At 61.8% G+C, this 14697-nt stretch carries 8 protein-coding genes; 4 read left to right on the top strand and 4 right to left on the bottom strand.

Annotated elements, in window-relative coordinates; genetic code table 11:
- Positions 1-73 precede the first annotated feature (73 nt).
- Positions 74-1021, bottom strand: a complete 948-nt coding sequence (locus GGD63_RS13270; RefSeq protein ID WP_183242573.1) for an alpha/beta fold hydrolase — start codon at positions 1019-1021, stop codon at positions 74-76.
- A 218-nt stretch (positions 1022-1239) separates the two neighbouring features.
- On the opposite strand from GGD63_RS13270, the gene GGD63_RS13265 reads away from it, so the two are divergent.
- Together GGD63_RS13265 and GGD63_RS13260 are read left to right on the top strand one after the other, a co-directional pair.
- On the top strand, positions 1240-1707 hold the full coding sequence (locus GGD63_RS13265) for an Hsp20 family protein (RefSeq protein ID WP_183242571.1): 468 nt from the start codon (positions 1240-1242) through the stop codon (positions 1705-1707).
- 220 nt (positions 1708-1927) lie between these two features.
- On the top strand, positions 1928-2698 hold the full coding sequence (locus GGD63_RS13260) for an alpha/beta fold hydrolase (RefSeq protein ID WP_183242569.1): 771 nt from the start codon (positions 1928-1930) through the stop codon (positions 2696-2698).
- A gap of 171 nt (positions 2699-2869) precedes the next feature.
- On the opposite strand, the gene GGD63_RS13255 is transcribed toward GGD63_RS13260, so the two are convergent.
- Positions 2870-3646: a hypothetical protein gene (locus tag GGD63_RS13255; RefSeq protein WP_183242567.1), complete on the bottom strand. Its 777-nt coding sequence runs from the start codon at positions 3644-3646 to the stop codon at positions 2870-2872.
- A gap of 491 nt (positions 3647-4137) precedes the next feature.
- On the opposite strand from GGD63_RS13255, the gene gltB reads away from it, so the two are divergent.
- Together gltB and GGD63_RS13245 are read left to right on the top strand one after the other, a co-directional pair.
- Positions 4138-8874, top strand: a complete 4737-nt coding sequence (gene gltB, locus GGD63_RS13250) for a glutamate synthase large subunit (protein WP_183242565.1) — start codon at positions 4138-4140, stop codon at positions 8872-8874.
- 137 nt (positions 8875-9011) lie between these two features.
- Positions 9012-10463: a glutamate synthase subunit beta gene (locus tag GGD63_RS13245; protein WP_183242563.1), complete on the top strand. Its 1452-nt coding sequence runs from the start codon at positions 9012-9014 to the stop codon at positions 10461-10463.
- Between the two features lie 105 nt (positions 10464-10568).
- On the opposite strand, the gene GGD63_RS13240 is transcribed toward GGD63_RS13245, so the two are convergent.
- Together GGD63_RS13240 and GGD63_RS13235 are read right to left on the bottom strand one after the other, a co-directional pair.
- Positions 10569-13721, bottom strand: a complete 3153-nt coding sequence (locus GGD63_RS13240) for an RNA-directed DNA polymerase (RefSeq protein WP_183242561.1) — start codon at positions 13719-13721, stop codon at positions 10569-10571.
- Positions 13722-13726: 5 nt separating this feature from the next.
- Entirely contained in the window at positions 13727-14656 is a 930-nt protein-coding gene (locus GGD63_RS13235; protein ID WP_183242559.1) for a 3'-5' exonuclease, read from the bottom strand.
- Between the last annotated feature and the right edge of the window lie 41 nt (positions 14657-14697).

Raw genomic sequence — 14697 nt, 5'->3', positions numbered from 1 at the left:
AGAGAGGCCCCTCACCCCACCCCTCTCCCCGTAAGAACGGGGCGAGGGAGCGCCCCGCCCTTGCGGATGCAGTTCACTTAAACAGCGGCGTGCCCGGCACGAAGGCGTCGAAGGCGGCCCAGAACTGGGAGCGGTAGCGGTCCTGCTCCTGCAGGATCTCGTGCTTGGAGCCTGCGATCACGAGATGCGAGCCGGCACGCAAATGGTAGGCGAACTCCTCGATTGCCGCGGTCGAGACCACGGTGTCGTTGGAGGCCGCCAGCATCAGGATCGGCTGACGGATCTCGGAGGGGTAGTTCATGCCCTTGAAGGTGTGCATCGCGCGGAAGGCGGTGTCGGCCCACGCGACCGTCGGTGACGCCAGCCCGAGCGTCGGATCTTCCTCCAGGATCGCGGCGTTGCGCGCAAAGCGGACGGGATCGCTGGTGAGGGGATTGTTGATGAAGGGGTCGAGCCCGGTGATGCGGTCGCTGCCCCCGGGCACATAGCGGCCGCCCATTCCCATCAGGCGCATCGTCCTCAGGAGTGTCCGCGCCGGCCAGGAGGTGGCGCGGCCGGGCAGGTCGATCATCGGCGCCGACAGCACCATGCGGTCGAACCAGCGCTTGCCGGCATGCGCGACCCGCAGCATCACCGTGCCGCCCATGGAGTGGGCGAGCGCGAAGAAGGGTGGCGGACAATCCGGCAGCACCACCTGCTGCACGAAGGTCTCGACGTCGATCTCGAAATCGGAGAAGTCGCGCACATAGCCCTTGCGCGGATCGCGCAGCCGCCGCGAGGAATGGCCCTGCCCGCGCCAGTCGATCATCGCCACCGCAAAGCCGCGATCGCGCAGGTCGCGCACGGTCTCGAAATATTTCTCGATCTGCTCGCTGCGCCCGGTGAAGACGCAGACCGTGCCCTTGCGGTTCGCCGGCGGCGCCCAACGCGCGTAGCGCAGCTCGGCGCCATCGGGGGTCTTGATGGTGCCGCTGACGACGTTTTCGGGAACGGGGTTGGACGGGATCGAGAGCAGCGTCATGGTTGGGAGGGCTGGGCGCGAAGTGCTGCAAATCAAGGGGCGGGAGCGCCGAAAAGGCGCCTATCCCGCCCTCTTGAACGCCGTCTCACCCCACCCATATCACCTTCGTGCAGGCCGCTACCAGTGTTTCGGAACCGGAACATCAGGCTGCACACAGACTAAAGCCCGGCCCGATGGCGGGCGGGTTGCCCAATAGTCGCTCAATGGAGGACTTGACCATGCGTACCTACGATCTCACCCCCTTCTATCGTTCCACCGTCGGCTTCGACCGTCTTTTCAACCTGCTCGACCAGGCCAGCTCTGACGGCAGCCCCGGCTATCCCCCCTACAACATCGAGCGCACCGGCGAGAACGCCTACCGCATCACCGTCGCGGTCTCGGGCTTTGCCAAGGATGAGCTCTCCATCGTCGCGAAGGAAAACACGCTGACGATCAAGGGCGAGAAAGTCGCCAACGAGAACTCGAAATCCGAAGTGCTCTACCGCGGCATCGCCGCGCGTGCCTTCGAGCGCGCCTTCCAGCTTGCCGACTTCGTACAGGTAAAGGACGCCTCGCTCGAGAACGGCCTGCTTCACGTCGACCTCGTCCGCGAGATTCCCGAAGCCAAGAAGCCGCGCCAGATCGCGATCAACACCAGCGCGCAAGCCGCGAAGGTGATCGAAGGCTCGGCCGCGCAAGCCGCCTAAGCAGCACACGACTTCCAGGTTGCGAAGACGCCCCGGTGCCCCCGGGGCGTTTTTGTTATGCTGTCGTCCCGGCCTAGTGCGCAATTGCGCACTAGGCCGGGACGACACCGTTTGTTTGGAGCCCTGCTGCACCGCATCACAGAGCGGTGAGGCCGCGTAACGCCGCCCCCTCATGCTCCGTCCTTTGGGCATCGACCCCAAAACAAGACGGAGAACGATCATGACCCTTTGGCGCAGCCTTTTCGTCGCCGCAAGCCTGCTGGCGGCCCCTCTCAGCTTTGCTCACGCGCAGACACCGCAGACGGTGAAGGCGAAGAACATCGTGCTGGTGCACGGCGCCTGGGCCGACGGATCGAGCTGGTCGGAGGTGATCCCGATCCTCCAGGCAGCCGGCCTGCACGTCACCGCCGTGCAGAATCCGCTGTCGTCGCTTGCCGACTCCGTCGAGGCGACCAAGCGCGCGCTGGCCGAACAGGACGGGCCGACCGTGCTGGTCGCGCATTCCTGGGGCGGCACCGTGATCAGCCAGGTCGGCACCGACCCGAAGGTCACCGGCCTCGTCTATGTCGCCGCACGCGCGCCCGACGCGAACGAGGATTTCGTCGCGCTGTCAAAACAGTTTCCGACGGGACCAGCGCGCGCCGGCATCGTCGAGCGCGACGGCTACACCAGGCTGTCGGAAGACTCCTTCCTGAAATATTTCGCCAACGGCGTGAAGCCGGAGCAGGCCAGGGAACTCTATGCCGTGCAGTGGCCGACGGCAGCCTCGATCTTCGCCGGCCGCACCACGGAAGCAGCGTGGCATGGCAAGCCGAGCTGGTACGCGGTGTCCAAGAACGACTACACCATCAACCCCGATCTCGAACGCTTCCTCGCCAAGCGCATGAACGCCACCACGGTCGAGCTCGATGCCGGCCACCTCTCGCTGGTGTCGCACCCGAAGGAGGTGGCGAACTTGATCCTGGATGCGGCGGGGTATCCGCGGAGCTGAGGAATCACCGAGACAACGCAAAAGCGCCCGAAATTTTCGGGCGCTTTCTATTTTGCTCAACTCTCTCCCCATCGTCGTCCCGGCCTAGTGCGCAATTGCGCACGGGGGGCCGGGACGACACTGAAGGTGTGATGAACGCCGTCGCGTCAAACAAACGGCGTAGCCTGTGTACTAATCCAGCCCCTGCGCGGCCGGCATTTCCTGCGTCGGCTGGATCGTCGGGGCGGGCTTGGCCTGGCCGACGGTTGGCGCGGTGGCTTGCGGCGTGGCCTCGGCGGGCTTTGCCTGCACGGCGGCGGTCTGCTGCGGAGCTTGCGCCTGTGCAGGTTGAGCCTGCGGTGCCTGGGCCTGCGGCGCCGTCTCGACCGGTTTTGCCGCCGCAACCGGCGCCTCGCCGCGCTGTGGAGTCGCCTTGGGCAGCGGCACGGTTCGCCTGGCGACATGCGGGATCGAGGCCGGCGGGCGTGGCGGGCCGCTGCGGATCATGGTCGGCGGCGGCAGCGCGCTTTGCGGGCCGTAGGGCGCGACCGCAGGCTGCTCATAGGGCGGCGCCATGCCGTAGGCATCGGCCGCGGGCATGAAGCGGATGATCCGGCCGTCGCGGGCGTCGATCACGAGCCGGCCGTCGTCGCCGCGGCGATCAATCACCGCGATGGTGTAGACACTGCCGCGCAGCCGCGGGATGCCGAGCGGCGAGAAGCCGTTGTCGCGCAACACCGCATAGACTTCGGTCGACGGCAGCAGCGCCGGGCCCCGCTCCTCGTAGCCATAGCCATAACCGTAGCGCGGCGGGGGCGGCGCGGCTTCCGGCGGCGCATAGGGCCCCTCGAAATCGGACACCGCGATCACAGCCCCTCCCACAATACCGTTCGCGGGAACTTGCGCTTGAGCCGTGCTTGCGGCCAGCGCCAGCGCGGCGGCGGCCACACATCCTGTGAAAAACTTCATGGTCGAGACGCTCCTGTCAGGCCCCAAACGGATCGCGCTCTTTCGCTTCTTGCGGCGCGGCGCACCTTCCGAAGGGGCGATCCGAAGCTTCATCGGGGATTTCGGCGTCCACAGGGCCGGATCAGGGCGCGTTTGCTTCAAAACCGGGGCTGCGCAACTTTCGGAAAGCGATTGATTGACATATCGGGAATCGGGACTTCCGCGCGCTTGTGTGCTAGACAAAAATTTGGCAAGGTGATGGTTAGGACAGGAAAGCTGTCTCAATTTTGCTTGCGGTTCCGGCATAGGGATTGCAACGAAAGTCGGTGCTCTCGAGCACCAAGAAGGCAACAGGCCAAGCCGTTCTCGGGGACGAAGAACGCCGAGGCCTGAATTTAAGAAAATGCGGCTCGCAGCGGACGAGCGGTGACCCAGAGGCGGGTGCCGCGGAACGCCCAAGGTGCGCCGAAGATGGCGGTGAGACAGCTTGCCGCATGGAGAGGATTGGAACAATGAACGGGTCGCAATTCGAGCGCGCAAACATCGTGGCAGAAGAGCTGTCGGCGACGGTCGCCTCGAAAACGACCGATCCGATTCAGGAGCACAATTCGCGCCCGCCGGCCGAAGGTCTGTACGATCCGAGCCTGGAGAAGGACTCTTGCGGCGTCGGCTTCATCGCCAACATCAAGGGCAAGAAGTCGCACGAGATCGTCGCGGACGCGCTGAGCATCCTCTGCAACCTCGAGCATCGCGGCGCCGTCGGCGCCGACCCGCGCGCCGGTGACGGCGCCGGCATTCTGGTGCAGATCCCGCACCCCTTCTTCAGCCGCAAGGCCAAGGAGCTCGGCTTCACGCTGCCCGCGCCGGGCGAATACGCCATCGGCGCGCTGTTCATGCCGCGCGACACGGCCTGGCGTAACGTCATCAAGAGCATCATCGCCGACCAGATCAAGGAAGAAGGCCTGACCCTGCTCGGCTGGCGCGACGTGCCGACCGACAATTCCTCGCTCGGCGTCACCGTGAAGCCGACCGAGCCCGCCTGCATGCAGGTGTTCATCGGCCGCAACGGTATCGCCAAGACCGAGGACGAGTTCGAGCGCCGGCTCTACATCCTGCGCAAGTCGATCTCGCAGGCGATCTACCAGCGCCGCGACCGCGGCCTCGCCGGCTATTATCCGTGCTCGATGTCCTGCCGCACCGTGATCTACAAGGGCATGTTCCTCGCCGACCAGCTCGGCAAGTACTATCCCGACCTGCACGAGAAGGATTTCGAGAGCGCGCTGGCGCTGGTGCATCAGCGCTTCTCGACCAACACCTTCCCGGCCTGGTCGCTGGCGCATCCCTACCGCATGATCGCGCATAACGGCGAGATCAACACGCTGCGTGGCAACACCAATTGGATGGCGGCGCGCCAGGCTTCGGTGAGCTCCGAGCTCTATGGCAAGGACATCAACCGGCTCTGGCCCATCTCTTACGAAGGCCAGTCGGACACGGCCTGCTTCGACAACGCGCTCGAATTCCTGGTGCAGGGCGGCTACTCGCTGCCGCACGCCGTCATGATGATGATTCCGGAGGCGTGGGCCGGCAATCCCTTGATGGATGAGAAGCGCCGCGCCTTCTACGAATATCATGCCGCGCTGATGGAGCCGTGGGACGGCCCCGCCGCGATCGCCTTCACCGACGGCCGCCAGATCGGCGCCACGCTCGACCGCAACGGATTGCGGCCGGCGCGCTATCTCGTCACCAAGGACGACCGCATCGTCATGGCGTCCGAGATGGGCGTGCTGACGATCCCCGAGGACCAGATCATCACCAAGTGGCGCCTGCAGCCCGGCAAGATGCTGCTGGTCGACCTCGATCAGGGCCGCCTGATCCCGGATGACGAGATCAAGGCCGAGCTCGCCAGGAGCCATCCCTACAAGGAGTGGCTGGAGCGGACCCAGATCGTGCTGGAAGAGCTGCCGAAGGCTTCGACCACCGGCGTGCGCTCCAACCTGTCGCTGCTCGATCGCCAGCAGGCGTTCGGCTACAGCCAGGAAGACATCAGCATCCTGATGACCCCGATGGCGGCCACCGGCGAGGAAGCCGCGGGCTCGATGGGCAACGACACGCCGATCTCGGCGCTGTCGGACAAGGCCAAGCCGCTGTTCACCTACTTCAAGCAGAACTTCGCGCAGGTCACCAACCCGCCGATCGACCCGATCCGCGAAGAGCTGGTGATGAGTCTCGTCTCCATCATCGGACCGAGACCGAACCTGTTCGACCTGCAGGGCATGGCCACGACCAAGCGCCTCGAAGTGCGCCAGCCGATCCTGACCGACGCGGATCTGGAAAAGATCCGCTCGATCTCGGAGGTGGCCGACTCGCACTTCAAGTCGCGCACGCTGGACACCACCTTCCACGCCGGTCTCGGCGCGGCCGGCATGGACCAGGTGCTCGACGAGCTCTGCGCGCGTGCTGAAAGCGCGGTGCGCGAGGGCGTCAACATCATCATCCTGTCCGACCGCATGGTCGGCACCGACCGGGTGCCGATCCCGGCACTGCTGGCCTGCGCCGCCGTGCATCATCATCTGATCCGCGTCGGACTGCGCACCTCGGTCGGTCTCGTCGTCGAATCCGGCGAGCCGCGCGAAGTGCATCACTTCGCGTGCCTTGCCGGCTACGGCGCCGAGGCGATCAATCCTTATCTCGCGTTCGAGACCATCATCGCGATGAAGGACCGCCTGCCCGGCTCGCTCGACGACTACGAGATCGTCAAGCGCTACATCAAGTCGATCGGCAAGGGCCTGCTCAAGGTGATGTCCAAGATGGGCATCTCGACCTACCAGTCCTATTGCGGCGCGCAGATCTTCGACGCCGTCGGTCTCAAGGCGGACTTCGTGTCGAAGTTCTTTGCCGGCACGCATACCCGCGTCGAGGGCGTTGGTCTTGCCGAGATCGCGGAAGAGGCCGTGCGCCGCCATGCCGACGCGTTCGGCGAGGCGCTGGTCTACAAGGGCGCGCTCGATGTCGGCGGCGAATATGCCTATCGCAGCCGCGGCGAGGACCATGCCTGGACCGCCGAGTCTGTGTCGCTGCTGCAGCACGCCGCGCGCGGCAATTCGCAGGAGCGCTACCGAGCCTTCGCCAAGATCCTCAACGAGCAGTCGGAGCGTCTTTTGACGCTGCGCGGCCTGTTCAGGATCAAGAACGCCGAGGAAGAGAAGCGCAAGCCGATCCCGCTCGACCAGGTCGAGCCGGCCAAGGAGATCGTCAAGCGCTTCGCCACGGGTGCAATGAGCTTCGGCTCGATCTCGCGCGAGGCGCACACCACGCTCGCGATCGCCATGAACCGGATCGGCGGCAAGTCGAATACCGGCGAAGGCGGCGAGGAAGCCGATCGCTTCAAGCCGATGCCGAACGGCGATTCCATGCGTTCGGCGATCAAGCAGGTCGCCTCCGGCCGCTTCGGCGTCACCACGGAGTATCTCGTCAACTCCGACATGATGCAGATCAAGATGGCGCAGGGTGCCAAGCCCGGCGAAGGCGGCCAGCTGCCCGGCCATAAGGTCGACGCGACCATCGCCAAGGTCCGTCACTCGACGCCCGGCGTCGGCCTGATCTCGCCGCCGCCGCACCACGACATCTACTCGATCGAGGATCTGGCGCAGCTCATCTACGACCTCAAGAACGTCAACCCGACGGGTGACGTCTCGGTCAAGCTCGTCTCCGAGATCGGCGTCGGCACGGTGGCCGCGGGCGTTGCCAAGGCGCGCGCGGACCATGTCACCATCGCAGGCTTCGAGGGCGGCACCGGCGCATCGCCCCTGACCTCGATCAAGCATGCCGGCTCGCCGTGGGAGATCGGCCTTGCCGAAACCCACCAGACGCTGGTGCGCGAGCGGCTGCGCAGCCGCATCGTGGTCCAGGTCGACGGCGGCTTCCGCACCGGACGTGACGTCGTGATCGGCGCGCTCTTGGGCGCCGACGAGTTCGGCTTCGCCACCGCGCCCTTGATTGCGGCCGGCTGCATCATGATGCGCAAGTGCCATCTCAACACCTGCCCGGTCGGCGTCGCCACCCAGGACCCCGTCCTGCGCAAGCGCTTCACCGGCCAGCCCGAGCACGTCATCAACTACTTCTTCTTCGTCGCGGAGGAAGTCCGCGAGATCATGGCTTCGCTCGGCTTCCGGACCTTCAACGAGATGGTCGGCCAGGTGCAGCTGCTCGACCAGACCCGTCTGGTCGCGCACTGGAAGGCCAAGGGGCTCGACTTCTCGAAGCTGTTCGTCAAGCAGAAGGAAGAGAAGGGCCAGAAGATCTACCACTCGGAGCGCCAGAACCATCATCTGGAAGCGGTGCTCGACCGCTCGCTGATCGAGAAGGCGACGCCAGCGCTCGACCGCGGCGCGCCAGTGAAGATCGAGGCTGCGATCAACAGCACCAACCGCTCCGCCGGTGCGATGCTGTCGGGCGCGGTCGCCAGGATCTACGGCCATGCCGGCCTGCCGCATGACACCATCCATGTCAGCCTCAAGGGCACCGCCGGCCAGGCCTTCGGCGCCTGGCTCGCTCACGGCGTCACCTTCGAGCTCGAGGGTGAAGGCAACGACTATGTCGGCAAGGGCCTCTCGGGCGGCAAGATCATCGTCAAGCCGCCGAGGAACGGCGGCATCGTGCCGGAGGAGAGCATCATCGTCGGCAACACCGTGATGTACGGTGCGATCGACGGCGAGTGCTACTTCCGCGGCATCGCCGGCGAACGTTTTGCCGTGCGTAACTCGGGCGCGGTCGCCGTGGTCGAGGGCGCGGGCGATCATTGCTGCGAATACATGACCGGCGGCATCGTGGTCGTGCTCGGCAAGACCGGGCGCAATTTCGCGGCCGGCATGTCGGGCGGCATCGCCTACGTGCTGGACGAGGATGGCTCCTTCGACAAGCTCTGCAACCTGTCGATGGTCGAGCTCGAGCCGGTGCTCTCGGAGGAGATGATCGCCGAAAGCACCTATCACCAGTCCGGTGACCTCGAGGCACATGGCCGGGTCGACGTGTTCAACAATCTGCTCGATTCCGACGTCGAGCGGCTGCACGTCCTGATCTCGCGCCACGCCAAGGCGACCGGCTCCAAGCGCGCCGTCGAGATCCTCGCCAACTGGAAGGAATGGCTGCCCAAATTCCGCAAGGTGATGCCGGTCGAGTACCGGCGCGCGCTGCGCGAGATGGCCGCCAGCAACGCGGACGCCGAGCCGAAGATCGCGATCGGGGCGTAACTCTCAACTCGCGTCATTCCGGGGCGCGCAAAGCGCGAACCCGGAATCTCGCAAAGATAATCTCCAGGTTCCGGGTCTGCGCGCGGCGCGCGCATCCCGGAACGACGGAAAAGAAAGCGGCAGGGACTTCGGGTTTAATGGGCAAGATCACGGGTTTTCTGGAAATCGAACGGCACGACCGCAAGTACACCCCGGTCGCCGAGCGCGTGAAGCATTACCACGAGTTCGTCGTTCCCTTGAGCGAGAAGGAAGTGCGCGACCAGGCCGCGCGCTGCATGAACTGCGGCATTCCCTATTGCCACGGCACCGGCTCGGTCGCGCCCGGCACGCCCGGCTGCCCGGTCAACAACCAGATCCCCGACTGGAACGACCTCGTCTATCAGGGCAACTGGGAAGAGGCCTCGCGCAACCTGCACTCGACCAACAATTTCCCGGAGTTCACCGGCCGCATCTGCCCGGCACCGTGCGAAGCGTCCTGCACGCTCAACATCGACGACAACCCGGTCACCATCAAGACCATCGAATGCGCGATCGTCGACCGCGCCTGGGATAATGGCTGGCTGAAGCCGGAAGTGGCCTCGGTGAAGACCGGCAAGAAGGTCGCCGTGATCGGCTCGGGTCCGGCCGGCATGGCCTGCGCGCAGCAGCTCGCGCGCGCCGGCCACGACGTGCACGTCTACGAGAAGTACGCCAAGGCCGGCGGCCTGCTGCGTTACGGCATCCCCGACTTCAAGATGGAGAAGGGAGTCATCGACCGCCGCGTCCAGCAGATGGAAGCCGAAGGCGTGACCTTCCACTACAACAGCCATGTCGGAGCTGACGGCAATGTCGATCCGCGCGAGATGCTCAACGAGTACGACGCCGTGGCGCTGACCGGCGGCGCCGAAGCCCCGCGCGACCTGCCGATCCCCGGCCGCGATCTCGCCGGCATCCACTATGCCATGGATTTCCTGCCGCAGCAGAACCGCCGGGTCTCCAGCGAGCCCTTGAACGGCGTCCAGGAGATCCTCGCCGGCGGCAAGCATGTCGTCGTCATCGGCGGCGGCGACACCGGCTCGGACTGCATCGGCACCTCGCTGCGCCAGGGCGCGCTCTCCGTGACCCAGCTCGAGATCATGCCCGCCCCGCCCGAGCGCGAGAACAAGGGCCTGAGCTGGCCGAACTGGCCACTGAAGATGCGCACCTCCTCCAGCCAGGCCGAAGGCGCCGTCCGTGAATACGCTGTGCTGACCCAGAAGTTCTCGGGCGAGAACGGCCAAGTCAAGAAGTTGCACTGCGTGCGCGTCGATGACAAGTTCAAGCCGATTGCCGGCACCGAGTTCGAGCTCGATGCCGAGCTCGTCCTGCTCGCCATGGGCTTCGTCCACCCCGTGCACGAGGGCCTCTTGAAGCTACTCTCGGTCGAGCTCGACCCGCGCGGCAACGTCAAGGCCAACACGCTGGACTACCAGACCTCGCGCCCGAACGTGTTCACGGCCGGCGACATGCGCCGTGGGCAATCGCTGGTGGTGTGGGCGATCCGCGAGGGCCGGCTGTGTGCCCGGTCGATCGACACGTTTCTGATGGGGAAGACGGATCTGCCGCGGTAAGCCGCGGTTCGCTCCCTTGCCCGATCGACGAAAGGTGTGATCGCCCGCGAAAGCGGGCGAAAGCGATGTCATCGACCCGCCAACAGTTGCGATCGTGGTCGCGACCTATTTGGGTGTGGTTCGCCGTTGCTGCCAAATCTTGAAACCTTCTGGCACTGGCTTAAATGGATCCGCATCCGAAGGCCATCTTCTGGCTCTACTCTGAAACGCACGAAGGGTCGCAACGTCTAGCTCTACCACCACCAAATGCTCATTTTCTCCGCCGCGCAAGCGACAAAGATCTCGGCGATGATGCTGCTTGGCCGGAGCGCGCACACGGCTATCGCCGTAAGCGCGATTGTTGACTAGAGCTATCGGCGCATGGACGTCCAAGCTTGCTGACTCCACTAGCGCCGAGAAAGTTTCTAAATCCTGATTCCAAGATAAAATGACGACGCAATCGACATACCCTTGGAAATGCGAACGGTGCTCGATGTTTTGAAGCTCCGAGCAAACCAGCACGCCAAAACAAAATCCACCGTGGATATAAATTGGCTTAGTCGGTTCGATCTCCGACCAACTGCGTCCAAATAACAACAGAAGATCCTCCTCCTCCTTCGGCGCAGGGAGGGATTTGGGTTGACGTATCTGCACTGACGCCGGAAAACCCAGACGATCATCGATGAGCACCAAAACAGCATCGCTGTGGATTGAATTGTTACCACCCAATCTATAATCCAAGCCCGCGATAAGATTGATGTTGGACGCGTGCAGCAACTCCGAAATAGTCCTGATCCATCTGTCCGGGATAGAGAGCTCCGGCAATAGCAAGTGGGTTGGTTTTGGCTTCGAAGAAATGGCTTGATTGACGATCGTTCTAATGCGTTCGTAGCGCGCGGGTGATGTATCCGAGGAGCCCGAAGCTGCGGCTCGCCAGCTAGCCGTTGTTGTCAATAAGCTGCTAATCCCAAGCCGCACTGGGGCATAGCTAGCCTCGCCGCTCAAATCAGCCAAACTCCATCCATTCCCACGGTCGCCATTGGAGGGACCGCCATTCCACGGCAGGACTGGAGGCGGCACCGCTCCGCCGTCAATTGCTGGCCAGACCCAAACACCTCGTACGGCACGCGTATATTCGGCCCAAAGCCGCGCCGGCTCTGGCGCGATCCCAAACACACAGGCCGGCTCGAAAAGAGATATCTCTTGTGCCGTGTAAGCCCGAGAGGGGCAGATAAATGGAATAAGCGATGACGATCCAGTTCCCTCTGCCGTCTCTGCTGCACATCGAAGATTTACTCGAGATACGCGATCGCCCCGTGTTTTGCTTGTCTCGAAGAGGAACGTTCGAAGCACCCCCTCGTGCTTGTACAATCCATAGAGCGCGACTTCATTGAGTATCGAGGGTCGACGCCTAGATGTGTCCCAACGCAAATGATCCTTGTAGGCCACCTTCGCCCAATCAGCCTCACGGATTGCTAAAGCTCTTTCATATATTTCTGCCTCGCTTAAGCTTGGCAGCGTTGTTTGACAAAGCTTCCAAGCCGGCGGAGCCAAGCGCACGGGAGCCCCAGTGTCGCGCGCCCACGGGATGGCGGCCATGACCGCTTCGCCCGCTGACGCGAGAACGGTTGCCTTCAATCTCTCCCAAATCTGGGTATTCAACTGAGAGATCGCGACTCCATTCACTGTGATTGAAGCATCTGCAGTCTGATCGCCAAGGATCTTCAATGCCATCAAACTGCCATCGAGTAGCCTTTGCGCCTCACTCCAATCCGACAAGGTCACAGCCAGAGAAAGTAAGCGCGGAAGATAATCAATCTGATCCAGTATTTTGTCAGCTCGCAGAATGTGCGAATGAGCAAATTCATAGAACCGCAACCGCTCTTCCCGCCAGTCTTCACCAGGGATATCTCTGGCCAAGATCTCAACTGCCCTTAGCTGGATCGACCAACCAAGCCGGCGAACAGCTAATCCGTCTGCCTTTCTAATGGTGTCAGTTTCGTCTGCAGAGGATGCCGTGGCCGTCAATATCTGGGCCGACGCCATTCTTTCAAGGGCGCTCGGGGAAGGCATGAGGCGACGCTCGCTTGATACGCTACGCATCTCGGATTCTATGTGGTCCAAGAGATCGATACCGCCCTGGCCTCGAAGAAAAAATGTCTTCTGCTTCGCCCGTTGCAGAACCAGATCGCTTCGCTGTTGATAGTCGCCCAAAGTCAGACGGAGATCTGCGCCGCCCACCACATAGGGAAAGCGCTTTACTCGCGTACCTATGAACGAAAGAACGTCCCGAGCACTCGACAAATGTCCGGGGTCGCGGATGACCAAGAGAATGTCATCCATATACCTACCAAAATAGACAGGAGTAAGCTCCCGCTCGATCTCGCGATCCAGCTCCACAAGAAGGACATTTGCGATTATTCGAGCTGCGGACAAGCCAATGGGGAGCCCTCCCTCGGCGAGCGCGCCGCCCATCGCATGAATCTCTTGAGAAACACGTTGTGACCAGCTCTGAAGAGCAGAGATCAGAGCAGTTGTAAATTGAGTCTCCCATGCAGATAGAGTCACTCCAGCCGCAGACAGGAACCGAGGGTCTCCAAGGAAAGTTGGATCTATCCGATGATAATAATTAGCAATGTCCAGAGAAAGCGCGATCACCTCGCGATCCGCTTCAAGTTCCGACCTAATTGCAGTTAGCCCCTTCGCTCGCCACCGCTTATAGGGCTCAAAATATGGTTCGAAGGATCCGACAGCTTCAATATGATACTCGCCTACAGGCCTTCCTGTCGTGGGTCGGTAACGCCTAAGGCGCGAGCCGTAGCAATCTCTCGACAAGGCGGCGTCGTACTTGTGACCAACCAAATTAATCCAGAGCGCCGATAACACGTGCATCGTGACAGGAAAGTCACCGACGATCCTAAACTGAGGCTCAAGATCGTGCGTCGCGCAAAGACTTTTGAATGCTCTAACGGGATCCGAAAAGAAGTCGTGACCTTCTGACTGCTTATCGTTCCTCCGCTTAGGAATGATCGCTAACCTCTTTGCGATCAGACAATTTTCGCCGAGGCTCTCATAAAAGAGACGATCTATCTCTCCTCGACGCAAGCTATCGCAAATCACCGCTAGATTGTTCGCAAGATCTCGCTCAAAATCGACGAAGTTCCCAGCACAATTGACCGTTCTTTCGAAAAAGCAATCTGCCTTGGCTTTGCGATAGGCATAAAATACGTGCTTTAGGGTTAGCTGAGACCAATCTTGAATCTGCTCATCAAGGGACATTCGGATTAATCCGGCAAGAATGCTCTGTTTGAGAAGCGCTCGAAGGCTGTAATTCTCTTAGTTGGAAAGCGAACAAACGATCCACTGATCGGCTTCACGGTAGCCGCCAGAAATTCCAGTTCGCGCGCAAGTTCTTCCTCTCTTACATCAATCCACCAAGCTCTCAGCCCGCCATTAGAACCGTCCGACCATTTGTAACCTCGCGCTTTAAGAAAGTCTTTTTGCTCATAGAGTGCTCCTTCTGCCCACACGCGCACGACGGGAATGCGCGCGACATTCAAGAGCCGCTCGAATGCTCCTTTGCGAGAATTGGGCAACACCTTAGCCATCAATTCTAACAACGCTTGGCAATCTTCAATCGCCCGGTGGGATTCATAGAACAATCTATAATCTTCAAGTAACGACTTTAGAGAAACTCCATGAAAGCCTTCTTCAAACCAATCGACTTCGGTCATCGAACACGCCCATGCCTTTCCCGCGAAGGCTGGGTATTCACGCTCACAGAAAGGGCGGTCAAATGCTGCATTGTGGGCGACGACCAGCGAAGCGTCTTCGATAAAGTTCGTCACTACTGCAGGATCGATACGCTTTCCGCGAAGCGACTCGGAATGAATACCAGTCAGCTTCTGGACGTACGTCGATAAGAGAATTGACGGCTCACGAAGACTTTCGAAGCGATCGATCACTCTTAGTATTACTCCATCGAGCGAGTACTCAAATTTAAGCATACCCAACTCAATGATCTCGTCTTGAGCGATGTCCAATCCAGTAGTTTCGACGTCAAGGACAACGCCAACCTTTGATGGCAGAACGCCTGAATCACTGTTAAACGCTGCACGCGGAATAAGGCGGCGCAGTACTTTGAACTGTCCACTATTCTCGAGTTGCACTGCCAGTGCTTCAAGGCCATCCGAGCTATTTTGAGTGTGATCCATGTGCAAGACCGACGATCGCAGGTACCAAGCATATGCGTCTT

Origin of the sequence: Bradyrhizobium sp. cir1, from assembly GCF_014198245.1 — a bacterium.
Taxonomy (GTDB): Bacteria; Pseudomonadota; Alphaproteobacteria; order Rhizobiales; family Xanthobacteraceae; genus Bradyrhizobium.
This window is presented reverse-complemented; position numbering and strand designations above follow the sequence as displayed.

Excerpts from the sequence above, each read along its gene's own strand:
- gltB (WP_183242565.1), top strand. The coding sequence starts at position 4,138 with ATGAACGGGTCGCAATTCGAGCGCGCAAACATCGTGGCAGAAGAGCTG.
- GGD63_RS13235 (WP_183242559.1), bottom strand. The coding sequence starts at position 14,656 with ATGGATCACACTCAAAATAGCTCGGATGGCCTTGAAGCACTGGCAGTG.
- GGD63_RS13240 (WP_183242561.1), bottom strand. The coding sequence starts at position 13,721 with ATGTCCCTTGATGAGCAGATTCAAGATTGGTCTCAGCTAACCCTAAAG.
- GGD63_RS13265 (WP_183242571.1), top strand. The coding sequence starts at position 1,240 with ATGCGTACCTACGATCTCACCCCCTTCTATCGTTCCACCGTCGGCTTC.
- GGD63_RS13255 (WP_183242567.1), bottom strand. The coding sequence starts at position 3,646 with ATGAAGTTTTTCACAGGATGTGTGGCCGCCGCCGCGCTGGCGCTGGCC.
- GGD63_RS13270 (WP_183242573.1), bottom strand. The coding sequence starts at position 1,021 with ATGACGCTGCTCTCGATCCCGTCCAACCCCGTTCCCGAAAACGTCGTC.
- GGD63_RS13260 (WP_183242569.1), top strand. The coding sequence starts at position 1,928 with ATGACCCTTTGGCGCAGCCTTTTCGTCGCCGCAAGCCTGCTGGCGGCC.
- GGD63_RS13245 (WP_183242563.1), top strand. The coding sequence starts at position 9,012 with ATGGGCAAGATCACGGGTTTTCTGGAAATCGAACGGCACGACCGCAAG.